The 23,935-nt window shown below is 67.3% G+C and carries 23 protein-coding genes, 1 tRNA gene and 1 pseudogene; 23 read left to right on the top strand and 2 right to left on the bottom strand.

The window, feature by feature from the left end:
* Together LOZ83_RS07605 and LOZ83_RS07600 are read left to right on the top strand one after the other, a co-directional pair.
* Positions 1-447, top strand: a complete 447-nt coding sequence (locus LOZ83_RS07605; RefSeq protein WP_236789540.1) for a MaoC family dehydratase N-terminal domain-containing protein — start codon at positions 1-3, stop codon at positions 445-447.
* Positions 444-845: a MaoC family dehydratase gene (locus LOZ83_RS07600; protein WP_236789539.1), complete on the top strand. Its 402-nt coding sequence runs from the start codon at positions 444-446 to the stop codon at positions 843-845. The genes LOZ83_RS07605 and LOZ83_RS07600 overlap by 4 nt, the downstream gene beginning before the upstream one ends.
* 272 nt (positions 846-1,117) lie before the next feature.
* Here the strand turns inward: LOZ83_RS07600 and LOZ83_RS07595 are convergent, their stop codons facing one another.
* Positions 1,118-2,341 (bottom strand): pyridoxal phosphate-dependent aminotransferase, encoded by a 1,224-nt coding sequence (locus LOZ83_RS07595; RefSeq protein WP_236789538.1) that lies wholly within the window; start codon positions 2,339-2,341, stop codon positions 1,118-1,120.
* Positions 2,342-2,509: 168 nt separating this feature from the next.
* Here LOZ83_RS07595 and LOZ83_RS07590 point away from each other — a divergent pair.
* The 5 genes from LOZ83_RS07590 (at position 2,510) to rplA (ending at position 5,180) form a co-directional block, all read left to right on the top strand.
* Positions 2,510-2,582: transfer RNA gene (locus tag LOZ83_RS07590), tRNA-Trp, on the top strand.
* 38 nt (positions 2,583-2,620) lie between these two features.
* Positions 2,621-3,046 (top strand): preprotein translocase subunit SecE, encoded by a 426-nt coding sequence (gene secE / locus LOZ83_RS07585; RefSeq protein ID WP_236789537.1) that lies wholly within the window; start codon positions 2,621-2,623, stop codon positions 3,044-3,046.
* 61 nt (positions 3,047-3,107) lie between these two features.
* Positions 3,108-3,887 carry a transcription termination/antitermination protein NusG gene (gene nusG / locus LOZ83_RS07580; protein WP_236789536.1) on the top strand — a complete coding sequence of 260 codons (780 nt, stop codon included), beginning with the start codon at positions 3,108-3,110 and terminating at the stop codon, positions 3,885-3,887.
* 75 nt (positions 3,888-3,962) lie between these two features.
* Positions 3,963-4,394 carry a 50S ribosomal protein L11 gene (gene rplK, locus LOZ83_RS07575; protein ID WP_139095431.1) on the top strand — a complete coding sequence of 144 codons (432 nt, stop codon included), beginning with the start codon at positions 3,963-3,965 and terminating at the stop codon, positions 4,392-4,394.
* Positions 4,395-4,460: 66 nt separating this feature from the next.
* A complete protein-coding gene (rplA, locus tag LOZ83_RS07570; RefSeq protein ID WP_236789535.1) occupies positions 4,461-5,180 on the top strand; it encodes a 50S ribosomal protein L1 in 720 nt (239 codons plus the stop codon).
* 51 nt (positions 5,181-5,231) lie between these two features.
* Here rplA and LOZ83_RS07565 read toward each other — a convergent pair whose 3' ends face one another.
* A complete protein-coding gene (locus tag LOZ83_RS07565) occupies positions 5,232-6,065 on the bottom strand; it encodes a hypothetical protein (RefSeq protein WP_236789534.1) in 834 nt (277 codons plus the stop codon).
* A 263-nt stretch (positions 6,066-6,328) separates the two neighbouring features.
* Between LOZ83_RS07565 and rplJ the strand changes: the two genes are divergently transcribed.
* From rplJ to LOZ83_RS07485, 16 genes and pseudogenes are all read left to right on the top strand, one after another.
* Positions 6,329-6,877 (top strand): 50S ribosomal protein L10, encoded by a 549-nt coding sequence (gene rplJ / locus LOZ83_RS07560; RefSeq protein ID WP_236789533.1) that lies wholly within the window; start codon positions 6,329-6,331, stop codon positions 6,875-6,877.
* 42 nt (positions 6,878-6,919) lie between these two features.
* Positions 6,920-7,306: a 50S ribosomal protein L7/L12 gene (rplL, locus tag LOZ83_RS07555; protein WP_236789532.1), complete on the top strand. Its 387-nt coding sequence runs from the start codon at positions 6,920-6,922 to the stop codon at positions 7,304-7,306.
* A gap of 223 nt (positions 7,307-7,529) precedes the next feature.
* Positions 7,530-7,892: pseudogene (locus tag LOZ83_RS07550) on the top strand (type II toxin-antitoxin system PemK/MazF family toxin); the annotation flags it as partial.
* A 187-nt stretch (positions 7,893-8,079) separates the two neighbouring features.
* Entirely contained in the window at positions 8,080-9,225 is a 1,146-nt protein-coding gene (locus LOZ83_RS07545) for an ABC transporter ATP-binding protein (RefSeq protein ID WP_236789530.1), read from the top strand.
* Positions 9,222-10,016, top strand: a complete 795-nt coding sequence (locus tag LOZ83_RS07540) for an ABC transporter permease (protein WP_236789529.1) — start codon at positions 9,222-9,224, stop codon at positions 10,014-10,016. Before LOZ83_RS07545 ends, LOZ83_RS07540 begins: the two co-directional genes overlap by 4 nt.
* A gap of 2 nt (positions 10,017-10,018) precedes the next feature.
* Entirely contained in the window at positions 10,019-10,858 is an 840-nt protein-coding gene (locus tag LOZ83_RS07535; protein ID WP_236789528.1) for an ABC transporter permease, read from the top strand.
* A complete protein-coding gene (locus LOZ83_RS07530) occupies positions 10,855-12,192 on the top strand; it encodes an MCE family protein (RefSeq protein ID WP_236789527.1) in 1,338 nt (445 codons plus the stop codon). The genes LOZ83_RS07535 and LOZ83_RS07530 overlap by 4 nt, the downstream gene beginning before the upstream one ends.
* The gene (locus tag LOZ83_RS07525; RefSeq protein ID WP_236789526.1) at positions 12,189-13,217 is read left to right on the top strand and encodes an MCE family protein; all 1,029 of its coding nucleotides are present in this window, start codon (positions 12,189-12,191) and stop codon (positions 13,215-13,217) included. Before LOZ83_RS07530 ends, LOZ83_RS07525 begins: the two co-directional genes overlap by 4 nt.
* Entirely contained in the window at positions 13,214-14,200 is a 987-nt protein-coding gene (locus LOZ83_RS07520) for an MCE family protein (protein ID WP_236789525.1), read from the top strand. The genes LOZ83_RS07525 and LOZ83_RS07520 overlap by 4 nt, the downstream gene beginning before the upstream one ends.
* Positions 14,197-15,375: an MCE family protein gene (locus LOZ83_RS07515; RefSeq protein ID WP_236789524.1), complete on the top strand. Its 1,179-nt coding sequence runs from the start codon at positions 14,197-14,199 to the stop codon at positions 15,373-15,375. The genes LOZ83_RS07520 and LOZ83_RS07515 overlap by 4 nt, the downstream gene beginning before the upstream one ends.
* Entirely contained in the window at positions 15,372-16,556 is a 1,185-nt protein-coding gene (locus LOZ83_RS07510) for an MCE family protein (RefSeq protein WP_236789523.1), read from the top strand. Before LOZ83_RS07515 ends, LOZ83_RS07510 begins: the two co-directional genes overlap by 4 nt.
* Positions 16,556-17,812 carry an MCE family protein gene (locus LOZ83_RS07505; RefSeq protein WP_236789522.1) on the top strand — a complete coding sequence of 419 codons (1,257 nt, stop codon included), beginning with the start codon at positions 16,556-16,558 and terminating at the stop codon, positions 17,810-17,812. The genes LOZ83_RS07510 and LOZ83_RS07505 overlap by 1 nt, the downstream gene beginning before the upstream one ends.
* A gap of 104 nt (positions 17,813-17,916) precedes the next feature.
* Entirely contained in the window at positions 17,917-18,501 is a 585-nt protein-coding gene (locus LOZ83_RS07500) for a hypothetical protein (RefSeq protein ID WP_236789521.1), read from the top strand.
* A 20-nt stretch (positions 18,502-18,521) separates the two neighbouring features.
* A complete protein-coding gene (locus LOZ83_RS07495) occupies positions 18,522-19,385 on the top strand; it encodes a hypothetical protein (RefSeq protein ID WP_236789520.1) in 864 nt (287 codons plus the stop codon).
* 91 nt (positions 19,386-19,476) lie between these two features.
* Positions 19,477-20,007, top strand: coding sequence for a hypothetical protein (locus LOZ83_RS07490; RefSeq protein ID WP_236789519.1), 531 nt, complete (start codon positions 19,477-19,479; stop codon positions 20,005-20,007).
* 386 nt (positions 20,008-20,393) lie between these two features.
* A complete protein-coding gene (locus LOZ83_RS07485) occupies positions 20,394-23,894 on the top strand; it encodes a DNA-directed RNA polymerase subunit beta (protein ID WP_236789518.1) in 3,501 nt (1,166 codons plus the stop codon).
* The last annotated feature ends 41 nt before the right edge of the window (positions 23,895-23,935 follow it).

Raw genomic sequence — 23,935 nt, 5'->3', positions numbered from 1 at the left:
GTGGCACTGGACCAGTCGTTCATCGGGCGTAGTTACCCGCCGACCAGCATTTACGAGGTCGCGCGGGAGAAAATTCGTGAGTTCGCGGAGTCGATCGGCGACGAGCACCCGGTCTACTACGACCCGGAAGCGGCTCGTGCCGCCGGGTACCGGGATGTCATCGCCCCGCCCACGTTCCTCACGATCATCAACCTGGCCGCGATCAACGCGGTCGTCGCCGACCCGGAGCTGGGGCTGGACTACTCGAGGATGGTGCACGGGGACCAGAGCTTCGTGCACTCGCGGCCGGTGCACGCCGGCGACCAGTTGCGGTTGACGACGCACATCGAGGACATCATGACCCGGGCGGGGAACGACTTCATGACGGTGCGCGCGGACATCGCCGACATCGACGGTTCGCATGTGTGCACGTCGCGCGCCCAGCTCGTGGTCCGGGGGGAATCATGACCTTTCAGGTGGGCGAGGAGCTGCCGCCGCTGCAGGTGCAGGTGACGCGGGACCGGTTGGTGCGATATGCCGGGGCCGCGCTGGACTTCAACCCGATCCACTGGAACGAACGGTTCGCGAAGCAGGTCGGCCTGCCGGATGTCATCGCGCACGGCATGCTCACCATGGCGCTCGGTGGCCGCATCGTGACGGACTGGCTGGGCGACCCGGGGCGATTGGTGCAATACGGCTGTCGATTCACCCGCCCGGTCGTGGTCCCGGACGACGACAAAGGCGCCATGATCGAGTTCACCGCCAAGATCGCCGAGGTCCGCGAGGACGGCAGCGCCCGGGTGGACATCACGGCGAAGTTCGAGGGGAAAACGGTGCTGGGAAAGGCGAATGCCGTAGTGCGGTGATCGCTGCCCGGTGCGGGTTTGTCTTTAAACCCGAGGGCTTGGGTTGTCATCCCGTCGCCTGAAACCGGAACCATCACTTTGAGCCGGGGCCGCAACCTACGCCGAAACCGGCGGCCGACAGCACAAACCTTGCGGCCCCGGAGCAAAGTGATATTCACAAACCGCAGGCGACGGGATGACAACCCACCCCGACCACCCACCCAACGCAAGATCCTCTGGGCCCCCTCATCCCGGAGCCAGCCCGCCGGCGAGGCATCTTTTAATCCCGAAAACTACCGCGCCTCGGCCATCAGCTTCGCAACCCGGCCAACACCCTCCACCAGATCCGCCTCAGCGAGGGCGTACGAGAACCGGAAGTAGCCGGGCGTGCCGAAGGCCTCGCCGGGGACGACCGCGACCTCCGCCTCGCGCAGGATGAGGTCCGCCAGTTCCAGTGAGTCCGAAGGCCGTTCGCCCCGGATTTCCTTCCCCAGCACGCCCTTCACCGACGGGTACACGTAGAAGGCACCCTTGGGCGTCGGGCACTCGAAGCCCGGGATCTCCGACAGCAGCGACACGATCCGCTTGCGGCGCACATCGAACGCGGCACGCATCTCGTGCACGACATCCAGTGGACCGGCGACGGCGGCCAGTGCGGCCCGCTGCGCGACGTTGGACACGTTGCCGCACAGGTGAGTTTGGTAGCTCGAAGCCGCCTTGATCACGTCCTGCGGGCCGATGATCCAGCCGACGCGCCACCCCGTCATCGAGTAGGTCTTCGCGACCCCGTTGAGCACCAGCGTCTGGTTCGCCATCTCCGGGACGACCACCGGCAGCGAGTAGTTCTTCGCCTCGTCGTACACGAGGTGCTCGTAGATCTCGTCCGTGACAACCCAGATCCCGTGCTCGAGCGCCCACTTGCCGATCGCCTCGATCAGCTCACGCGGGTACACGGCACCGGTCGGGTTCGACGGCGAGTTGAACAGCAGCACCTTCGTCCGGTCGGTGCGCGCCGCCTCGAGCTGGTCCACCGAGACCAGGTAGCCGGTCGACTCGTCCGCGGTCACCTGCACCGGCACACCGCCGGCCAGTTTGATCGACTCGGGGTAGGTCGTCCAGTACGGCGCCAGCAGCAGCACCTCGTCGCCCGGGTCCAGCAGCGTGGCGAACGCGGAATAAACGGCTTGCTTGCCGCCGTTGGTCACCAGGATCTGGGACGGCTCGACCGAGTAACCGGAATCGCGCAGCGTCTTCGCGGCCAGCGCGTCGCGGAACTCGGGGAGGCCGGCGGCCGCGGTGTAGCCGTGGTTGGCCCGGTCGCGCACGGCGGCAGCGGCGGCCTCGACAACGTAGTCCGGCGTCGGGAAGTCGGGCTGTCCCGCGCCGAAACCGATCACCGGGCGCCCCTCGGCCTTGAGCGCCTTCACCTTCGCGTCCACCGCGAGGGTCGCCGACGGCGTGATGCCGGCGATGCGGGCCGAGATGCGCGAGCGGACGACGGTAGCGGGAGAGGTCATGGCCTCCATGGTGGCACGCACTGATTGTGATGAAGCACGCAGGGGAGGCTCGGTTGAAGCCCGCCACGAGCCTTGCCGTAGACTCCTGAACTTGGAACGTCCGGCACCTGACCTCGTATGGGTTACGGGGTTGGTGAAGGGCGTCCAGCGAGCGGCCTGGCCGTTCGAAGGGGTGTAGCTCAGTTGGTAGAGCAGCGGTCTCCAAAACCGCAGGTCGCAGGTTCGAGTCCTGTCGCCCCTGCGTCGACGTAATCAGGTGGTCCAAGCGGAGGAGAAGTCGTGAGCGACAGCGACGCCGGCGGCGAGAAGGAACAGGAGTCCAAGCGGGCTTCTCGACCGGTCACCGCCGCGGCTCGGCGTGAGCGCCGCGCCTCCGCGCGCCCTGCCGGCAAGGCTTCGGCCAAGGACACCGACAAGGCACGCCCGGCGAAGGCCGCGGTCTCGGCAGACGGGGCCAAGACGGCTGAGACCAAGGGCAAGGCGACCCCGAAGCGGGACCGCAAGGAAAAGAAGGCCTCGCTGCTGTCGAGGTTCATGCGGTTCATCCGCGAGGTGTGGGCGGAGCTGCGCAAGGTCATCTGGCCGACGCGCAACCAGATGGTCACCTACACCACTGTCGTGTTGGTCTTCGTGGCTTTCATGGTCGCGTTGGTCTACTTGCTGGACTGGGTGTTCCGCAAGGGCGTGTTCTGGCTGTTCGGCTGAGGCGCGCGAGACGCGACAGGCCGGCACCAGCACGACAAGCGATCAACTGAGAGGACGGAACGTGACCTCCGAGAACGGCGTGACAGCCGGCGAAGAGATTGACGAGCCGGTGCAGCCCGCGGACGAGGCAGCCGAAAGCACCGCCGAGGCGCAGGCCGACCTCGAGGACGTCGTCGACGAGACCGAGCCCGCTGAGCCCATCGAGCCCGAAGCCGACGACGAGGACCCGGTGGCCAAGCTCCGCGCGGAGCTGAAGAGCCTGCCCGGCGAATGGTACGTCGTGCACTCCTACGCCGGCTACGAGAACAAGGTCAAGAACAACCTCGAGACCCGGACCATGACCCTGGACGTCGAGGACTTCATCTTCCAGATCGAGGTGCCGACCGAAGAGGTCACCGAGATCAAGAACGGCCAGCGCAAGCAGGTGCAGCGCAAGGTGCTGCCCGGCTACATCCTGGTCCGGATGGACCTCAACGACCAGTCGTGGAGCGCGGTGCGCAACACGCCGGGCGTCACCGGGTTCGTCGGCGCCACCAACAAGCCCTCGCCGCTGACCGTGGACGAGGTGCTGAAGTTCCTGGCGCCCAAGGTCGAGCAGCCCGTCCCGGCGAAGGCCAAGGGCGGCGACGCCGCGTCGGCCGAGACGAGCCTGGGCGGCACCCCGGTCGAGGTGGACTTCGAGGTCGGCGAGTCGGTCACCGTCATGGACGGCCCGTTCGCGACGTTGCCCGCGACGATCAGCGAGGTCAACGCCGACGGGCAGAAGCTCAAGGTCCTGGTGTCGATCTTCGGCCGCGAGACGCCGGTCGAGCTGTCGTTCAACCAGGTCTCCAAGATCTGACGGTCCGTACACTGGATCGTTGGCCCCTGTGTGCAGGCAGGCGCATGGGGGAGCCAGTAGTGAATAGGAACAGGAATGCCACCCAAGAAGAAGAAGCTTGCGGCGATCATCAAGCTGCAGATTCAGGCGGGTGCCGCGAACCCGGCACCGCCGGTCGGACCCGCGCTGGGTCAGCACGGTGTCAACATCATGGAGTTCTGCAAGGCCTACAACGCCGCCACCGAGTCGCAGCGCGGCAACGTGGTGCCGGTCGAGATCTCCGTGTACGAAGACCGGTCGTTCGACTTCAAGCTCAAGACCCCGCCGGCCGCGAAGCTGCTGCTGAAGGCCGCCGGTGTCGAGAAGGGCTCCGGTGAGCCGCACAAGACCAAGGTCGCCAAGGTGACCTGGGACCAGGTGCGTGAGATCGCAGAGACCAAGAAGAGCGACCTCAACGCCCACGACATCGACCAAGCGGCCAAGATCATCGCGGGCACGGCCCGGTCGATGGGCATCACGGTCGAATAACCACCCCGAACACCCGTGGGAGGGCCACGCGCTGGCCCGCCACCACACTGATCCAAAGGACAGAGCATGGCAAAGCGCAGCAAGGCCTATCGTCAGGCCGCCGAGCTGATCGACCGCGAGCGGCTGTACAGCCCGCTCGAGGCGGCGAAGCTCGCCAAGGAAACTTCCAAGGTCAAGATGGACGCCACCGTCGAGGTGGCGCTGCGTCTCGGCGTCGACCCTCGCAAGGCCGACCAGATGGTCCGCGGCACCGTGAACCTGCCGCACGGTACGGGCAAGACCGCCCGCGTGATCGTGTTCGCCGTCGGTGACAAGGCCGCCGAGGCCGAGGCCGCCGGTGCGGACGCGGTCGGCAGCGACGACCTCATCGAGCGCATCCAGGGTGGCTGGCTCGACTTCGACGCCGCGATCGCGACGCCGGACCAGATGGCGAAGGTCGGGCGCATCGCCCGCATCCTCGGCCCGCGTGGCCTGATGCCGAACCCGAAGACCGGCACCGTGACCCCCGCGGTCACGAAGGCCGTCGCCGACATCAAGGGCGGCAAGATCAACTTCCGGGTGGACAAGCAGGCGAACCTGCACCTGGTGATCGGCAAGGCTTCCTTCGACCCGGAGAAGCTCGTCGAGAACTACGCCGCCGCGCTGGACGAGATCCTGCGGGCCAAGCCGTCCGCCGCCAAGGGCCGGTTCCTGCAGAAGATCACCTTCTCCACCACCATGGGCCCGGGCATCCCGGTCGACCCGGCGCGCACCCGCAACCTCCTTGGCGAGGGCGCGGCAGTCTGACGTAGCAACGAAAAGAGCCGGTTCCCTGCGCGGGAGCCGGCTCTTTTCGCGTCACGAGGTGGGCGCCGGGCACGTCGGCGGGCCAGGGGCGTGGCCGGTGATGAGCCACTGTCCTTTGTCGACCTTCGTCACGGTGAAGACGCCCAGCGCCGGGCCGCCGGTGATGGTGAAGTCGCACGAGTTGATCGTGAGCGTGGCCGCGTTCGGGTCGTAGGTCTGCGGCCAGATCGACTCGGCATAGTCGTTGACGTTCGTGACCTGTCCCTTGAGCGTCAGCACGGCCTGCTGGCAGTCGGCGGCGTTGACGTCGCGCGCGAACCGGTCCTGCACCGGGGTGTCGAAGTAGCCGCACGCGAGATCCGGCCGGCCCTGCGCGATCTGCTGGTAGACCTTCCGCACGGCCTCGTACGGCTGGGTCGAGAGGATCTTGTTCGCGTGGTAGGTCCCGCCGCCGGTCTCCGCCGCTGGCTTGTCGTCGTCCTGGGGCGGGAAGAAGTGGTCGTACAGCAGCTTGCCCGCGATCCCCAGCACGGCAAGGAAGATCAGCGCGGACAGCACGGAGGCGAGCGCCCGCTTGACGAACCGTGGCATCGGGATCCGTGGCCGCCGCGGCGGTTGCGGTGGTGCCGGCACGAGACCGCCCTGCGGCGGCGGTGGCACCGGCGGCCCGCCGGCCTGGGTGGACACCACCTGGCCGCCCTGCTGCTGGGCCTGGGTGAACTTCAGGTAGTCCTGGAACTGCTGGAATTGCTGGAACTGGCGCAGCTGCTCGGGATCCAGCTGCGGCGCCGACTCCACCTGGTCCGGCCGGGCCGGTTCCGCGGGCCGCGCGCGCTCCAGTTCGCCTCGGTCGTCGGACTCGTCGCCAGGTCGCTCTCCCACCACCCGCCCATGATGACAGGCCCCGCGGGAATCACCGGGGATACCCGGGTACACTGGACGACGGTTCTACCGAAGACCGCTGGTCTTCCACACGCCGTGTGGAACGAAGGCCCCGCGACAGCGGGCGGCCCGCGCAGGAGGAACGAGGCTTTTCCTACTGGTGCCACGTGCACTGTATGACGCCCCGCGCCCTGCTGCGCCGGGGCGTTTCGTCGTTTCGGGCTCCTTCACCGGCTGGCGGTCACAGCCAAGAGAGGAGGCGAGGAATGGCGAAGCCCGACAAGGTGGCAGCCGTCGCCGAGATCGCGGACCGGTTCCGCACCAGCTCGGCCACCGTCGTCACTGAGTACACCGGCCTGTCGGTGACCCAGCTCAGCCAGCTGCGCCGCGCTCTCGGCACCAGTGCCAAGTACCGGGTTGCGAAGAACACTCTCGTCAAGCGTGCCGCCGCGGACGCCGGGATCGAGGGTGTCGAAGAGCTTTTCGTCGGCCCGACCGCCATCGCCTTCGTCGAGGGTGAACCGGTCGATGCCGCCAAGGCGCTTCGTGACTTCGCCAAGGACAACAACGCGCTTGTGATCAAGGGCGGCTACATGGATGGCCGCGCTCTCACGGTGGACGAGATCAACAAGATCGCCGATCTCGACAGCCGTGAGGTCCTGCTCGCCAAGGCGGCAGGCGCGTTCAAGGCGAAGCTGTCCCAGGCCGCCGCGCTGTTCCAGGCGCCGGCGTCCCAGGTGGCCCGTCTGGCCGCCGCGCTGCAGGAGAAGCGAGAGCAAGAGCAGCAGAGCGGCGAAGCACCGGCCGAGAGCTGACCGTTACCACCCCCCCGAACCTGAACAGAAAGGAACGCCATCATGGCGAAGCTGAGCACTGACGAACTGCTCGACGCTTTCAAGGAGCTGACCCTGCTCGAGCTCTCGGACTTCGTGAAGAAGTTCGAGGACACCTTCGACGTCACCGCCGCCGCCCCGGCCGCCGTCGTGGCCGCCTCCCCCGGTGCCGCCGCCGCCCCGGTCGAGGAGGAGAAGGACGAGTTCGACGTCGTCCTCGAGGGTGCTGGCGAGAAGAAGATCCAGGTCATCAAGGTCGTCCGCGAGGTCGTCTCGGGCCTGGGCCTGAAGGAGGCCAAGGACCTCGTCGAGAGCGCGCCGAAGGCGCTGCTGGAGAAGGTCGACAAGGAGGCCGCCGAGGCCGCCAAGGAGAAGCTCGAGGCTGCTGGCGCGAAGGTCAGCGTCAAGTAGTTCCCCGGAACTCCGGAGCGAAGGCGGGCACCCTGCACAGGGTGCCCGCCTTTTTTGTGCCGTTTGCGACCGCTGCATCCGCGGCGCGTTGGCCCGGCTGGCGGCTGATCCGGAGATGGCCGACGACTACCTGCGAGAAAGCCGCGAACTGGCTGAGGTGGACACCGAGGTCGCCAAGTGACCAGGACCGTCTGGCCATGGCAGGTGTGGGGCGGACTTCGACCCGCAGGTTGGTCGCGAGCAGGCGGGTCAACGGCTGGCGGTGGTCGTGGGATCGGCGTTCGCCTGCGAGTTGCCGCATGACCTCGTATTCGTGGTGCCCTGCACGACGAAGGACCGGGGACTGCCTTTCCAGCCGCGGCTCGACTCGCTCGGTAAGCCGAGTTTCGCGATGTGTGATCAGTTCAAGTCGATCAGCCGCCGGCGTCTCGTGAAGCAGCACGCGGCTCGTCTCGGTACCTCGGAGATCGAGGCGATCCGGTTCGCGTTGCGGCGGTTGATCGAAGTCCGACCCCGGCCCGTCGCGATGTGTGACGGCTTGGACCGTTCGGCGGTGGCCACTGATCCGGTGATCGACCGGCGTTAGGCCGGATGCGGGCGGTTACCCAGTGAACAATGACCAGCCTTTTTGTTCACCTTGTTTGTGGATTGCCAAACTCGTGAGTAACCTGCACCGCGCCCTGCTCGTTGGGAAACGTGACGCGGACGCGCTCACCGTGCGCAACCTGTCTAGGGTGTGTGAGCCGTCACCGTAGGAAGCTCCGGGAGGTGCGATGGGTGCCGAGGTGGTCATCGAAGGTCTGACGAAGTCCTTCGGGAGACAGACCATCTGGCGGGACGTGACACTCACCCTGCCTCCCGGCGAGGTTTCGGTGATGCTGGGCCCCTCGGGCACCGGCAAGTCCGTCTTCCTGAAGTCGATGATCGGTCTGCTCAAGCCGGATCGCGGCACGTGCGTGATCAACGGCGTGGACATCGTCCGCTGCAGTGAGCACAAGCTGTACGAGATCCGGAAGCTCTTCGGTGTGCTGTTCCAGGACGGCGCGCTGTTCGGGTCGATGAACCTGTACGACAACGTCGCGTTCCCGCTGCGGGAGCACACGAAGAAGTCCGAGACCGAGATCCGCCGGATCGTCTTCGAGAAGCTCGAGATGACCGGTCTGGCCGGCGCGGAGAAGAAGCTCCCCGGCGAGATCTCCGGCGGGATGCGCAAGCGCGCCGGGCTGGCCCGGGCGCTGGTGCTGGACCCGGAGATCATCCTCGTCGACGAGCCGGACTCCGGTCTGGACCCGGTGCGCACAACCTATATCTCTCAACTGTTCCTCGACGTGAACGCGCAGATCGACGCGACGTTCCTGATCGTCACGCACAACATCAACCTGGCCCGCACGGTGCCGGACAACCTGGGCATGCTGTTCCGCAAGGAGCTGGTCATGTTCGGGCCGCGCGAGGTGCTGCTCACCAGCGAGGAGCCAGTGGTCAAGCAGTTCCTCAACGGGCGCATGGACGGTCCGATCGGGATGTCCGAAGAGAAGGACTCCGCGACGATCGCCGCCGAGCGCGCGATGTTCGAGGCCGGGCTGCACGCCGGCGGCGTCGAAGAGATCGCCGGCATCCCGGCGCAGATGCAGCCGGCGCCCGGGCTTCCGGTGCGCCAGGGCGCGATCCGCCGCAAGGACCGGGTCATGCAGATCCTGCACAAGCTGCCCGACGCCGCGCAGGACGGGATCATCGACTCCCTCACGCCGGAGGAGCAGCGCCACTACGGCGTCTACCCGCGCAACACCACACCGGACTGGGACCAGACCATCGAGACGCGCCCGGTCCCGAGTCACCACCAGGGGCAGCTGCCCACCGAGCAGGTGGCGCGGATCCCGAGAGCCGGCCGCCAGACCGATCAGGGGCCGGGAACACGATGAGTCAAACGGCCTCTCCAGCCAAGATCCCGGGCGCCGGGATGCTGCGGGAGACCGGGAAGCTGTTCGCTCTCGGGCTGGACATCATCCGCGGGTTCTTCCAGCGGCCGTTCCAGATGCGCGAGTTCATCCAGCAGTCCTGGTTCATCGCGAGCGTCACGATCCTGCCCACCGCGCTGGTCGCGATCCCGTTCGGCGCGGTCATCTCACTGCAGTTCGGCTCGCTCGCCCGCCAGCTCGGCGCGCAGTCCTACACCGGGGCCGGCAGCGTGCTGGCCACCGTGCAGCAGGCGAGCCCACTGGTGACAGCGCTACTGGTCGCGGGTGCTGGCGGCAGCGCGATCTGTGCCGACATCGGCGCCCGCACGATCCGCGAAGAGATCGACGCGATGGAGGTGCTCGGCGTCTCCGCGGTGCAGCGGCTGATCGTGCCGCGCGTGCTCGCGTCGATGCTGGTGGCTCTCCTGCTCAACGGCATGGTCAGCGTGATCGGCGTGCTGGGCGGCTACATCTTCAACGTGGTGCTGCAGGGCGGCACACCCGGCGCGTACCTCGCGAGCTTCTCCGCCCTGGCCCAGCTGCCGGACCTCTGGGTCGGTGAGATCAAGGCGCTGATCTTCGGGTTCATCGCGGCCGTGGTCGCGGCCTACCGCGGGCTGCACCCGGCCGGCGGTCCGAAGGGTGTCGGTGACGCGGTGAACCAGTCCGTGGTCATCACGTTCCTGCTGCTGTTCATCGTGAACTTCGTGATCACCCTGATCTACCTCCAGATCGTGCCCGGAAAGTTGAGCTGATCATGGCGACGTTCGGCCAGACCGCGAAACGCATCGCGCACCGGCCCCTCGATGTGCTCGACAACTTCGGCGACCAGATGTCCTTCTACGCCAGGGCATTGGCGTGGACGCCGCGGACGATCCGCCGCTACACCAAGGAAGTCCTGCGCCTGCTCGCCGAGGTGAGCTTCGGTTCGGGGTCGCTGGCGGTGATCGGCGGCACGGTCGGCGTGATGGTCGGGCTGACCCTGTTCACCGGTGTGCTGGTGGGCCTGCAGGGCTACTCGGCGCTGAACTCGATCGGCACCTCGGCGTTCACCGGCTTCCTGACCGCGTTCTTCAACACCCGCGAGATCGCGCCGCTGGTCGCCGGGCTGGCACTGTCGGCGACGGTCGGCGCGGGCTTCACCGCGCAGCTGGGCGCGATGCGGATCTCGGAGGAGATCGACGCGCTCGAGGTGATGGCGGTGCCGAGCCTGCCGTACCTGGTGACGACCCGGATCATCGCCGGGTTCGTCGCGGTCATCCCGCTCTACATCATCGGGTTGCTGTCCTCGTACCTGGCGTCGCGGCTGGTGGTCGTCTACATCTACGGCCAGTCGGCGGGAACGTACGACCATTACTTCGATCTTTTCCTGCCACCGCAAGACGTTTTCTATTCGTTCGTCAAAGTGCTGATCTTCAGTGTCGTGATCATCCTGACGCACTGCTACTTCGGCTACCGGGCCACCGGCGGCCCGGCGGGCGTCGGCGTCGCGGTGGGCCGTGCGGTCCGGCTGAGCATCGTGACGGTGGCGATCATCAACTTCTTCATCGGCTTCGCCCTCTGGGGCACGACGACGACGGTGAGGATCGCGGGATGAAGACCTTGCGCCGCAGGCTGCTCGGCCTGCTCCTGATCGTCGTGATGGCGGCCGGGGTGACGCTGTCGATCGCCATGTACAACAAGGCTTTCACGAAGTACGTCGATGTGAAGCTGGAAGCGGGCGACATCGGCAACCAGTTGCTGGAGCAGTCCGACGTGAAGGTGCGCGGGCTGATCGTCGGCTCGGTGAAGACGATCGCCGCGACCCAGCACGGCGCCGAGCTGACCCTCGCGCTCGACCCGTCGTCGGCGGACATCATCCCGTCGAACGTGTCCGCCCGGTTCCTGCCGAAGACGTTGTTCGGCGAACGCTATGTGTCGCTGGAAATCCCGCAGCAGCCCGCATCGAGCACACTGCGCGACGGCGACGTCATCCCGGAGGACCGGTCGCAGGCCGCGGTGCAGCTGTCCTCGGCACTGGACGACCTGTTGCCGGTGCTGCAGGCGGTGCAGCCGCAGAAGCTCTCCACGACCTTGACCGCGATTTCCACCGCACTCCAGGGCCGCGGCGACGAACTCGGTCAGACACTGTCGGAGCTGGGGACCTATTTGGACGGTCTGAACCCGCATCTGCCGGCGCTGCAACACAACCTGCAGGCGCTGGCGAAGTTCTCCAACAACCTCAGCAATACCGCGCCGGATCTCGTGCAGACGCTGGACAACCTGTCCACCACCAGCAAGACCATCGTGGAGCAGCAGCAGAACCTCCAAGCGCTGTACGCCGACGTGACACAGGCGTCGCAGACCACGGAATCGTTCCTGCGCGCCAACGCGCGCAACCTGATCAGCCTGAGCGACAGCGCGCGGCCGACCGCCGAACTGCTCGCCAAGTACGCCCCCGAGTACCCCTGCTTCCTCGGTGGCATGGCGCAGCTGGTGCCGCTGCTCGACCAGGCCTTCGGCAAGGGCACCAGCCAGCCGGGCCTGCACGCGACCCTGGAGGTCGTCGTCAACCGGGGCAAGTACGTCGCCGGGCAGGACGAACCGCAGTTCGACGACAAGCGCGGCCCGCGCTGCTACAACGTCAAGGACTTCCCGCAACCGTTCCCGCAGTACCCACCGGACGGGCCGATCAAGGACGGCAGCAAGCCGGGTCCCGGCTCGAAGTCGAGCGCGGACGGGCTCGTCCCGGGCAACAACGCGGCGAACGCGGGCGGCTACAACGGTGGCGGCGCGTCCACCCTGGGTGACCCCGCGAACACCCCGGCCGAGCAGGACTTCCTGGACGAGCTGGTCGGCCCGCAGGTCGGGCTGACCGCGGCCGAGATGCCCGGCTGGAGCGGGCTGCTCGTCGGGCCGCTGTACCGCGGAACGGAGGTGACGGTGCAGTGAGGGGCCTGGCCGCACCGCTGATCAAGCTGGTCGTCTTCATCGTGGTCACCGTCGTGCTCACGGCGGTCCTCGGGATCAGCATCGCCAACATCAACACCAGCTCCACCAAGGGATACAGCGCGCGGTTCACCGACGCGACGCTCGTGCTGGCCGGCGACGACGTGCGCATCGCGGGCGTCAAGGTCGGCCAGGTCACCGACGTCAAGATCGTCGACCGGCGGCAGGCACAGATCGACTTCGAGGTCGACTCGGGGCGGACCCTGCCGGCGGACGTGACCGCGACGATCAAGTACCGGAACCTGGTGGGCCAGCGTTATCTCTCGCTCGGCCAGGGCACCGGGGACGACCAGGGCACCCTCAAGCCGGGCGCGACGATCCCGCTGGCCCACACCACGCCGGCGCTCGACCTCGACGAGCTGTTCAACGGCTTCAAGCCACTGTTCGCGGCGCTCAACCCGGACGACGTGAACAAACTGTCCTACGAGATCATCCAGGTGCTGCAAGGCGAAGGCGGCACGATCGACAGCCTGCTCGCGCACACCGCGACGCTGACCACCACGATCGCGCAGAAGGACCAGGTCATCGGCCAGGTCATCGACAACCTCAACAGCGTGCTCGACACGGTCAACGCACACACGCCGCAGCTGAACACGCTGATCGTCAACCTGCAGCAGCTGGTGACCGGGCTTGCGCAGGACCGCAAGCCGATCGGCGACGCGATCGACGCGCTCGGCGGGCTGGCGGACACCACGTCGGGCCTGCTCGTCAAGGCACGCGACCCGCTCAAGAACGACATCGCCGCGCTCGGCGTGCTGAGCGACAACCTCAACGACAACCAGTCGCTGGTGGAGCACTTCATCCAGTACCTGCCGCAGAAGGTGACCACGTTGACGAGCACCGCCGACTACGGTTCCTGGTTCAACTTCTTCCTGTGCCAGACCGGTGGAAAGGTCGAGCTGCCGCCGGTCATCCCGGCGATCAACATCCCGCTGCAGCCGGTGACCCAGCCGCGGTGCCAGTCATGAAAAGCTTCCAGTCGCGCAATCCCGTGCCCATCGCGGTCGTCGGCCTGCTGCTGATGGTGCTGGGCTTCGTCGTCGCGATCAACGCCGAGAACCTGCCGATCATCGGCGCCGGCACGACGTACTCCGCGGACTTCACCGAGGCGGCCGGGCTCAAGCCCGACGACGAGGTCCGGGTCGCCGGCGTCAAGGTCGGCAAGGTCACCGACGTCGCGCTCGACGGCGCGCAGGTCAAGGTGTCGTTCAAGGTCAAGGACGCGTGGCTGGGCGACAAGACCAGCGCCGCGATCAAGATCAAGACCTTGCTCGGGCAGAAGTACCTGGCGCTGGACCCGCAGGGCGACAAGACGCTCGACCCGAGCGCGGCGATCCCCAAGGAGCGCACGCTCTCGCCCTACGACGTGCTCGACGCGTTCCGCGACCTTTCGTCCACAGTGGACCAGATCAACACCCAGCAGCTCGCGCAGAGCTTCGACACCCTGTCGCAGACGCTTTCCGGCACGCCGGAATCGCTCAAGGGCGCGCTGTCCGGGTTGCAGCAGCTGTCGGACACGGTCGCCAAGCGCGACACGCAGCTGTCGCAGCTGCTGGCGAACACCAAGCAGATCAGCCAGACCCTCGCCGACCGAGACCAGGAGCTGACCAGGCTGCTGACCGACGGCAACCAGCTGCTGGACGAGATCACCCAGCGGGAGCAGGCGATCTCGACGCTGCTCACCGGCTCGCAGGAGCTGTCCAAGCAGTTGCAGGGCCTGATCAACGACAACGACGCGCAGCTGAACCCGGTGCTGAACTCACTGGACCAGCTGACCTCGATGCTGCAGCGCAACCAGAACTCGCTCGCGCAGGGCATCGCGAAGTTCGCGCCCTACATCCGGGTGTTCACCAACACCGTCGGCAACGGGCACTGGTTCGACAACTACATCTGCGGGCTGCTGCTGCCTTCGGTCAGCCTCTTGAACCAGGAGGGGTGCAACCAGAAATGACCGACACCCGCTTCGGACAGTCCCTGACACGCGGCGTCGCGATCGCCTGCGTGCTGGGGCTCGTCGTCGCCGGCGTGCTGTGGTGGACCATCAAGGATGCCAACAAGAAGCACGTCACGGCGTACTTCCCGAGCGCGATCGGGCTGTACGTCGGCAACAGTGTGCGGGTGCTCGGGGTCGACATGGGCACCGTGACCGGCGTGCAGCCGATGGGCAGCCAGGTCCGGGTCGACATGGACTACGACCGCACGGTCGCGATCCCCGCCGACGCGCAGGCCGCGATCGTCGCACCCTCACTGGTCAGCGACCGGTACGTGCAGCTGGCGCCGGCCTACACCGGCGGCAAGATCATCGACGACGGCGCGTCGATCCCGCTGAACCGCACCGCGGTACCGATCGAGGTCGACGACCTGTACTCGAGCCTCGACAAGATCAGCCAGTCGCTCGGGCCCAACGGGGTCAACCAGAACGGCTCGCTGTCGGACCTGCTGACCACCCTGTCGCAGAACTTCGACGGCAACGGCCAGTCGCTGCACGACACGATCACCAAGCTCTCCCAGCTGTCCACGACGTTGTCGGGCAACAAGAACGACCTGTTCGCGACCATCCAGAACCTCGCGAACTTCTCGCAGACGCTGTCCGACAGCGACAAGCAGGTGCGGACGTTCGAGTCGCAGCTGGCCGACGTGAGCGGGTACCTGGCGGGGGAGAAGGACAATCTCGCCGCGACCGTGCAGCAGCTGGGCACGACGCTCGCGATGGTGCAGCAGTTCATCGACTCCCACCACGACAAACTGCGGTCCAATGTGGACAACCTGGCGAGCGTGACGAAGGTGCTCGTCGACCAGCGCAGCGCGCTCGCCCAGATCCTCGACATCGCGCCGGTCGGCCTCGGCAACGTGGCCAACGCCTACAACGGTTCGTCCGGCACGCTCGACGCGCGGCCCAACCTCAACGAGCTGACCCAGCCGCCGATCGTGATGATCTGCGGGCTGCTGAAGGAAACCCCGGGCGCGCTGGCCAAGGTCGGCAACCTGTGCGACTCGGTGGCGCCGATCCTCAACGGCACGGCGAAGCTGCCGTCGCTGGCCCAGACCGCGTACGCGCTGCAGCACGGCCAGCTGCCACCGCTGCCACTGCCGTTCGTCGACCTGACCGGAACGGGGGCGAAGTGAAACGCCTCGCACTTGCCGCCGTCGGCACCGCGGCCGCACTGACCCTGGCCGGCTGCGGGTTCAACGGGATCTACAGCGTCCCGCTGCCCGGCGGCGCCGACGTCGGAGACCACCCGTACACGGTCAAGGCCCAGTTCCGGGACGTGCTCGACCTCGTGCCGAAGTCCGGCGTCAAGGTCAACGAGGTCCCGGTCGGCCGCGTCGAGTCCATCGGCCTCACCCCGGACGGCTGGCACGCCGAGGTGACGATGGAGATCAACGGCGACATCAAACTGCCGGCCAACGCGCTCGCGAACATCCGCCAGTCGAGCCTGCTCGGTGAGAAGTACGTCGAGCTGGCCTCGCCCGGCACCGACCTCGCGCAGGGCTCACTCGCCAACAACGCCGAGATCCCGCTGGAGCGCACGAACCGCAGCGTCGACGTGGAGGAGGTGCTCGGCGCGTTGTCGATGCTGCTCAACGGCGGCGGGGTCGAGCAGCTCAACACGATCACCAAGGAGCTCAACTCCGCGACGTCCGGCCGCGAGCCGGACATCCGGAACCTGCTCGGCAACGCCAACCAGCTGGTGTCCACATTGGACAAACAGTCGAGCGACATCACCAAGGCGCTCGACGGGCTGAACCGGCTCTCGTCCACGCTGGTCACGCAGAAGGACCAGCTGGCGGGCGCGATCGACAACCTCGGCCCGGGGCTGGGCGTGCTCGAACAGCAGCGCACCCAGCTGGTCACGATGCTGCAGGCCTTGCAGCGGCTGTCCGGGGTCACCGTCGACACGATCAACAAGAGCCAGGCCGACCTGGTCGCGGACCTGCGGGCGCTGATGCCGACGCTGCAGAAGCTCGGTGAAGCGGGCTCGGACCTGCCGAAGTCGCTCGAACTGCTGCTGACCTACCCGTTCACCGACTCGGCGATCGCCGGCGCCAAGGGCGACTACTTCAACCTCTACGCGTCGATCGACCTGAACCTGCAGACCGTCCTGCAGAACCTCGGCAACAGCCGCGACAATCCGCTGTCCGGGATCCTGCCGAACGGTCTCGGGCTCTCCGGCGGTACCTCGTCGAATTCGGGCAACGGGCTGCCGCTGCCGCTGAACACCGGGACCAAGAGCAGCACGTCCGGCAAACAGCCGTCGCAGCCCACGCTCGGGAATCTGTTCGGTCTGCTCGGGGGAGGTTCCTGATGCTGGTACGCAGGACGAGGATCCAGCTCATCGCGTTCCTCCTGATCTCGGTGGTCGCGATCGTCTACGCGCTGATCCGGTTCGCCGGGCTCGGGCAGGTGTTCGGGCAGACCGGCTACACCGTCAAGCTCGAACTCGACCAGTCCGGCGGCATCTTCACCGGCGCCGAGGTCACCTACCGGGGCTACAACATCGGCCGCGTCGGCCCGCTGCGGCTGACCGCGTCCGGGCTCGAGGCCGAGCTGGACATCGACCCGGGGACCCCGAAGGTGCCCACCGACCTGCAGGCCGTGATCGCCGACCGGTCCGCAGTCGGGGAGCAGTTCGTCGACTTGCGCCCGGCCAGCGAGGCGGGACCGTTCCTGCAGGGCGGCTCGGTGATCCCGGTGGACAAGACGAAGACGCCGATCGCGACCGAACAGGTGGTGACCGACCTCGACGGGCTGGCCCGGTCCGTGCCGACCGACGCGTTGCGCACCGTCGTCGACGAGTCGTACAACGCCTTCAACGGCACCGGGGGCGATCTCCAGGTGCTGATGGACACCCTGCGCGACTTCACCAAGTCCGCGCAGGAGAACCTGCCGCAGACGGTGCAGCTGCTCAACGCCGGCGGCAAGGTACTCGACACGCAGAACGCCGAAGCGTCGAACATGGCCGAGTTCAGCCGGAACCTGAACGAGCTGACGGCGACGCTGAAGAGCTCCGATCCCGACCTGCGCAAGCTGATCCAGACCGCGCCGGGTGCCGCGCAGTCGATCAACCAGCTGGTCACCGACACCGGCCCGGGGCTCGGCGAGCTGTTCGCGAACCTGCTCACCACGTCGAACCTGCTGCTGACCCGGCAGGACGGGATCGAGCAGGTGATGGTGACCTACCCGGCGCTCGCGGCCGGCGCGCGCAGCGTCGTGCCCGGCGACGGCACGGCGCACCTCGGGCTCGTGCTCAACCTGTTCGACCCGCCGCCGTGCACCAAGGGCTACGACACGACGCAGTACCGCACCGGCGCCGACACGACCCCCCGCGCGCCGGACTTCAAGGCCTACTGCGCCGAGCCCACGGGCAGCCCGATCGACGTCCGCGGCTCGCAGAACGCGCCGTTCAACGGCGTGCCAACGGTGCCCAACCAGCAGCAGGTGGACCAGAACGCGGACCGTCCGCAGCAGCAACTGGCCGAACTGTCGGCGACACCGGGTGTCGCCGGCTCGCCGCCGGTGTCCATCAACAGCCTCGCGTCGCTGCTCGCCCTGCCCGGCTGACGGCCGCGTGACACGAATGGAGGTGCTTTCACCACGCTGTCATCGCGCACCGCTCCTTGCACCGCTACGCAAGCCATTTTCGACATTCTCTACCCTGGAGAAATATGAGTTCCGAGGATCTTGAGACCGCCGAGGAGATCTCCGCGGAGACTCCCGAGCGCGGCGACGGCGGCCCGACCGGCCGCTACCTCGTGCTCGGCACGGCCGCGCTGGCCGCCGCGGCCCTCATTGTCGCGGCCATCTTCGGCATCCAGTGGTGGTCGGCGTCCGGCAACGACAACCTGGCGCTGGCCCAGGCGCGCGACCAGGTGGTCCAGCAGGGCACGACCGCGGTCAAGGCCTACACCGAGCTTGACTACACCAATCCGGACGCGTTCTTCCAGCGGGTCATCAGCGTCTCCACGGACGACATGCAGACGCTGATGAAGAACTCGGAGGACAACTACCGCCAGTCGCTGGCGCAGGCCAAGACCAAGGTCACCACGACCGTGCAGGACATCGGGGTCGAGGAGCTCGACGACCACGCGGGCAAGGCCAGCTTCCTGGCCGCCGTCAGCACGCTCGTGACGCAGGACGGGCAGCAGCCGGTCGCCAAGCCGTTGCGGCTGGAGGTCCAGCTGACCCGGGTCGGGGCGGACTGGAAGGTGTCCGGGATCAGTTCGGTGCCGCTCGTGAGCAGCGGTCAGTAAGCGCGGGAACGGAGTTCGTTGTGGCATCCAGCAACCAGGGCCGTCCGCAGCAGCCGGTGCGGCGAACCAGGGTAGCGGGCCTTCGCCGTCCTTCGCCGACCGTGCGGCCGGACGAGGACGAGCAGGTCGAGACGCCGGCGCCGGCCGAGGAAGTGAACTTGTTCACGCCCGCCGCGAAGCCGAGCCCGCGGCGGAAGAGCCGCGACGAGGGTGAGCTGAAGCCGTCGGACTTCGAGCGGGCCGAGGCCGCCGTCGCGGAGCCCGAGCCGGAGCCCGAGGTGTCCGAGCGCCCGCGACGGAATCCGTTCGTCATCGCGGGCGCGCTGTTCGGGCTCGCGATCGTGCTCGCCGGGTTCGCGGTGTGGTTCAAGATCGAGGACAACAAGATCGGCTCGGCCACCGAGAACACCGCGCTGCTCGACGTCGCGCGGACCTCGCAGGTCAACCAGGCCGCGACGAGCGCCGCGGAGACGCTGTTCTCCTACGACTTCAACGACATCGCGAAGACCCAGAACGCGGCGAAGGACCTGCTGCTCAACGACGAGGTCAGGGCGCGCTACGACAGCCTGATCGGCGAGGTGGAGCGGCTCGCGCCGCAGCAGAAGCTGGTGGTCACGGTCAAGGCGAGCCGCAGCGCGGTGATCATGCTCAACGGCGACCGGGCGCGGGTCATGGTGTTCGTCGACCAGACCGCGACGCGGACCGACCAGAACCAGACCTCGAGCGGCAGCGCCCAGCTGCACATGAACATGCAGTACGTGAACGGTAAGTGGCGGGTGTCCGACCTGGACACGTACAACTCGGAAAACCCGGCGTCCACCAGCCCGGCCCCGGCCGGCCAGCCGCCGGCGTCGAGCCAGGCCCCGGCGCCGCCGTCCCGCTGACCCGTCCCACCCCTCGATCGTGCCAGCCCGGCGCGGAACGTCATCTCCTCCTGATCCGTTCTAAGCAGTGACGCCGGAAAGAGGGGGCAGCATGGGGGACCCGTTCAGCGGTGCGGTGAGCTGGGACCGTCGCGGCGATGACCGGATCGGCGTCTGCCGCCCCGTGTACGTAGGCCTGCTCCGGGTGCACGTCAGTGGGTTGCGCAAGCTCGCGGTACGCCGCATCGCCGAGCACGAGCAGGCGTCCGGGCCGCTCGGCCCGCTCGACCGCCGCCTCGACTCGGTGCTCTGGATGCGCCGCCTCGGCGAGAACATCCCGGCGGCCTCGGAGCTCGACGTGCTCGTGCCCACGGCGAACCGGTTCCAGGCCGTGCTCGACCTGCTGCCCGAGAGCGGGGGCGTCTTCTACCTCCGCGGCTGGCAGGACCGGTACCTGCTCGGCACGGTCGCGCTCGACGTGAAGGTCGCCATCGAAGCGTGGCTGCGCGCGTGGTCGCTGGGGGAGTTGGTGGACGGCGTGCCGTGCCCGGACGAGATCGCCCTCCGCGCGTGGCGGCGGCAGTGCGAATGGCTTCGTGACGAGATCGTCGACCCCCTCCAGCCCGAACCGGAGGCCGCGTGAACCCGCAGGTAGGAGGGCACGGCTCACGTCGTGTACACGGCGCGACCACATTGCGCCAACCGGCGGGTTGAAGGCGTGGCATCTTGACTCAGAAGGCTGGGAGGGTCACGCTTACCCCTGACGGCGACGCCCTGCGGGAGGGCGAAGCCGCCGCATAGACAGAGCGTGGAGGGTTACCTGAAGCCGGTGTGATCGAGATGTGGGCCCCATCGTGAGCGCCCCTCGACAGGACCCGGATTTCAGGCTAGACTGCTTCTTTGCGCTGCCCTCTTTCAGGCTGCCCGGGCACGGCAGCTAGACTAGTGGGCACCACCGCACCCTTGACAGTCGCATTAGTAGTTGCTAACGCGGCTGCTCACCGCTCATTGTCCCCGGAAGGACGCATCTTGGCAGTCTCTCCCGCGAACCAGGCCACTGCTGCGACCACCTCGGCTGTACCCGACTCGAACATCACGGGAATCCCCGGAGCCCCCAAGCGGGTCTCCTTCGCGAAGATCCGCGAACCGCTCGCCACACCCAATCTGCTGGACGTGCAGATCCGGTCCTTCGAATGGTTCACCGGTGACGAGAAGTGGTTCGAGCGCCGCGTCGAAGAAGGAGAAGAAAACCCGGTCGGCGGGCTGGAAGAGGTCCTCAACGAGATCTCGCCCATCGAGGACTTCCAGGGCTCGATGTCGCTGTCCTTCTCCGACCCCCGCTTCGACGAGGTCAAGGCGTCGGTCGAGGAGTGCAAAGACAAGGACATGACCTACGCGGCCCCGCTGTTCGTCACGGCGGAGTTCGTCAACAACAACACCGGTGAGATCAAGAGCCAGACGGTCTTCATGGGTGACTTCCCGGTGATGACCGACAAGGGCACCTTCATCATCAACGGCACCGAGCGTGTCGTGGTGTCCCAGCTGGTCCGCTCGCCCGGTGTCTACTTCGACCAGGCGATCGACAAGACCACCGACAAGGACGTCTTCAGCGTCAAGATCATCCCGAGCCGCGGCGCGTGGCTCGAGTTCGACGTGGACAAGCGCGACACCGTCGGCGTGCGCATCGACCGCAAGCGCCGCCAGCCGGTCACCGTGCTGCTGAAGGCGCTGGGCTGGACGACCGAGCAGATCCGCGAGCGTTTCACGTTCTCGGAGACGCTGCTGGCCACCCTCGAGAAGGACCACACCGCCGGCACTGACGAGGCCCTCCTCGACATCTACCGCAAGCTGCGCCCGGGCGAGCCGCCCACGAAGGAGAGCGCGCAGACCCTGCTGGAGAACCTGTTCTTCAAGGACAAGCGCTACGACCTGGCCAAGGTCGGCCGCTACAAGGTCAACAAGAAGCTGGGCCTCGAGCTGCCGTACGAGACCGGCACGCTCACCGAAGAGGACATCGTCACCACCATCGAGTACCTGGTCCGGCTGCACGCCGGCGAAGAGAAGATGACGATGAACGGCCAGGAGATCCCGGTCGAGGTCGACGACATCGACCACTTCGGCAACCGGCGCCTGCGCACCGTGGGTGAACTGATCCAGAACCAGATCCGGGTCGGCCTGTCCCGGATGGAGCGCGTGGTCAAGGAGCGGATGACCACCCAGGACGTCGAGGCGATCACGCCGCAGACCCTGATCAACATCCGCCCGGTGGTGGCCGCGATCAAGGAGTTCTTCGGGACTTCGCAGCTGTCGCAGTTCATGGACCAGAACAACCCGCTGTCGGGCCTGACCCACAAGCGCCGCCTCTCGGCGCTGGGCCCCGGTGGTCTGTCCCGTGAGCGCGCCGGCATGGAGGTCCGCGACGTGCACCCGAGCCACTACGGCCGGATGTGCCCGATCGAGACGCCGGAAGGCCCGAACATCGGCCTGATCGGTTCGCTGTGCTCGTACGCGCGGGTCAACCCGTTCGGCTTCATCGAGACCCCGTACCGCAAGGTCGTCGAGGGCCAGGTCACCGACCAGGTCGACTACCTGACCGCGGACGAGGAGGACCGGTTCGTCAAGGCGCAGGCCAACGCCCCGCTGACCGCGGACGGGCACTACGCCGAGGACCGCGTGCTGGTCCGCCGGAAGGGCGGCGAGGTCGAGCTGATCGACCCGATGGACGTGGACTACATGGACGTGTCGCCGCGCCAGATGGTGTCGGTCGCCACGGCGATGATCCCGTTCCTCGAGCACGACGACGCGAACCGCGCGCTGATGGGCGCGAACATGCAGCGCCAGGCCGTGCCGCTGCTGCGCAACCAGGCGCCGCTGGTCGGCACCGGGGTGGAGCTGCGGGCCGCGGTCGACGCCGGTGACGTGCTGGTCGCCGAGCAGGCCGGTGTGGTGGAGGAGCTCTCCGCCGACCTGGTCACGATCATGCACGACGACGGCACCCGCAAGAGCTACGGGCTGTACAAGTTCCGCCGCACCAACCACGGCACCTGCTTCAACCACCGGCCGATCGTGAACGAGGGCGACCGGGTGGAGAAGGGCCAGGTCATCGCGGACGGGCCGTCCACAGAGAACGGTGAGATGGCGCTGGGCAAGAACCTGCTCGTCGCCGTCATGCCGTGGGAAGGCCACAACTACGAGGACGCGATCATCCTCTCCGAGCGGCTCGTGCAGGACGACGTGCTCACCTCGATCCACATCGAGGAGCACGAGATCGACGCGCGGGACACCAAGCTCGGTGCCGAGGAGATCACCCGGGACATCCCGAACGTGTCCGAAGAGGTGCTGGCCGACCTGGACGAGCGCGGCATCATCCGGATCGGTGCCGAGGTCCGCGACGGCGACATCCTGGTCGGCAAGGTCACCCCGAAGGGCGAGACCGAGCTGACCCCGGAGGAGCGCCTGCTCCGCGCGATCTTCGGCGAGAAGGCCCGCGAAGTCCGCGACACCTCGCTGAAGGTGCCGCACGGTGAGACCGGCAAGGTCATCGGCATCCGGGTGTTCTCCCGCGAGGACGACGACGAGCTGCCCCCGGGTGTCAACGAGCTGGTCCGGGTGTACGTGGCCCAGAAGCGGAAGATCCAGCCGGGCGACAAGCTCGCGGGGCGGCACGGCAACAAGGGTGTCATCGGCAAGATCCTGCCGGTCGAGGACATGCCGTTCATGGCGGACGGCCAGCCGGTCGACATCGTGCTGAACACCCACGGTGTGCCGCGCCGGATGAACATCGGCCAGATCCTCGAGCTGCACCTGGGCTGGCTGGCCTCGCAGGGCTGGAAGGTCGAAGGCAGCCCGGACTGGGCGACGACCCTGCCGGAGGAGCTCTACGACGTCGACCCGGGCACGAACACCGCGACGCCGGTGTTCGACGGGGCGAAGGAAGAGGAGCTCACCGGCCTGCTGGCCTCGACCAAGCCGAACCGCGACGGTGAGCGCCTGGTCCAGCCGGACGGCAAGGCGACGCTGCTGGACGGCCGCTCCGGCGAGCCGTACCCGTACCCGGTCGCCGTCGGGTACATGTACATCCTCAAGCTGCACCACCTGGTGGACGACAAGATCCACGCTCGCTCCACCGGGCCGTACTCGATGATCACCCAGCAGCCGCTGGGTGGGAAGGCGCAGTTCGGTGGCCAGCGCTTCGGTGAGATGGAGTGCTGGGCGATGCAGGCCTACGGCGCGGCCTACACGCTGCAGGAGCTGTTGACGATCAAGTCGGACGACGTGGTCGGCCGGGTGAAGGTGTACGAAGCCATCGTCAAGGGCGAGAACATCCCGGACCCAGGTATCCCGGAGTCGTTCAAGGTGCTGTTGAAGGAGCTCCAGTCGCTCTGCCTCAACGTGGAGGTCCTGTCCTCCGACGGTGCGGCGATCGAGATGCGCGACACCGACGACGAGGACCTCGAGCGTGCCGCGGCCAACCTCGGCATCAACCTGTCCCGCAACGAGTCGCCCTCGGTGGACGACGTCGTGCAATAAGCCAGCCATCGGGTGGGGGCTAGCCTCCCGCGTGCCCCCAC

Source organism: Amycolatopsis sp. GM8 (assembly GCF_021653975.1).
Taxonomy (GTDB): Bacteria; Actinomycetota; Actinomycetes; order Mycobacteriales; family Pseudonocardiaceae; genus Amycolatopsis_E.
The sequence above is the reverse complement of the archived record's forward strand: the minus strand, read 5'-3'. Positions and strand labels throughout refer to the sequence as shown.

What these genes read in the sequence shown, in the direction of transcription:
- LOZ83_RS07535 (WP_236789528.1), top strand. Translation starts at nt 10,019, where the DNA reads ATGGCGACGTTCGGCCAGACCGCGAAACGCATCGCGCACCGGCCCCTC.
- LOZ83_RS07500 (WP_236789521.1), top strand. Translation starts at nt 17,917, where the DNA reads ATGAGTTCCGAGGATCTTGAGACCGCCGAGGAGATCTCCGCGGAGACT.
- LOZ83_RS07490 (WP_236789519.1), top strand. Translation starts at nt 19,477, where the DNA reads ATGGGGGACCCGTTCAGCGGTGCGGTGAGCTGGGACCGTCGCGGCGAT.
- rplA (WP_236789535.1), top strand. Translation starts at nt 4,461, where the DNA reads ATGGCAAAGCGCAGCAAGGCCTATCGTCAGGCCGCCGAGCTGATCGAC.
- rplK (WP_139095431.1), top strand. Translation starts at nt 3,963, where the DNA reads ATGCCACCCAAGAAGAAGAAGCTTGCGGCGATCATCAAGCTGCAGATT.
- rplJ (WP_236789533.1), top strand. Translation starts at nt 6,329, where the DNA reads ATGGCGAAGCCCGACAAGGTGGCAGCCGTCGCCGAGATCGCGGACCGG.
- LOZ83_RS07600 (WP_236789539.1), top strand. Translation starts at nt 444, where the DNA reads ATGACCTTTCAGGTGGGCGAGGAGCTGCCGCCGCTGCAGGTGCAGGTG.
- LOZ83_RS07515 (WP_236789524.1), top strand. Translation starts at nt 14,197, where the DNA reads ATGACCGACACCCGCTTCGGACAGTCCCTGACACGCGGCGTCGCGATC.
- LOZ83_RS07545 (WP_236789530.1), top strand. Translation starts at nt 8,080, where the DNA reads ATGGGTGCCGAGGTGGTCATCGAAGGTCTGACGAAGTCCTTCGGGAGA.
- LOZ83_RS07530 (WP_236789527.1), top strand. Translation starts at nt 10,855, where the DNA reads ATGAAGACCTTGCGCCGCAGGCTGCTCGGCCTGCTCCTGATCGTCGTG.
- rplL (WP_236789532.1), top strand. Translation starts at nt 6,920, where the DNA reads ATGGCGAAGCTGAGCACTGACGAACTGCTCGACGCTTTCAAGGAGCTG.
- LOZ83_RS07540 (WP_236789529.1), top strand. Translation starts at nt 9,222, where the DNA reads ATGAGTCAAACGGCCTCTCCAGCCAAGATCCCGGGCGCCGGGATGCTG.
- LOZ83_RS07505 (WP_236789522.1), top strand. Translation starts at nt 16,556, where the DNA reads ATGCTGGTACGCAGGACGAGGATCCAGCTCATCGCGTTCCTCCTGATC.
- LOZ83_RS07595 (WP_236789538.1), bottom strand. Translation starts at nt 2,341, where the DNA reads ATGACCTCTCCCGCTACCGTCGTCCGCTCGCGCATCTCGGCCCGCATC.
- LOZ83_RS07520 (WP_236789525.1), top strand. Translation starts at nt 13,214, where the DNA reads ATGAAAAGCTTCCAGTCGCGCAATCCCGTGCCCATCGCGGTCGTCGGC.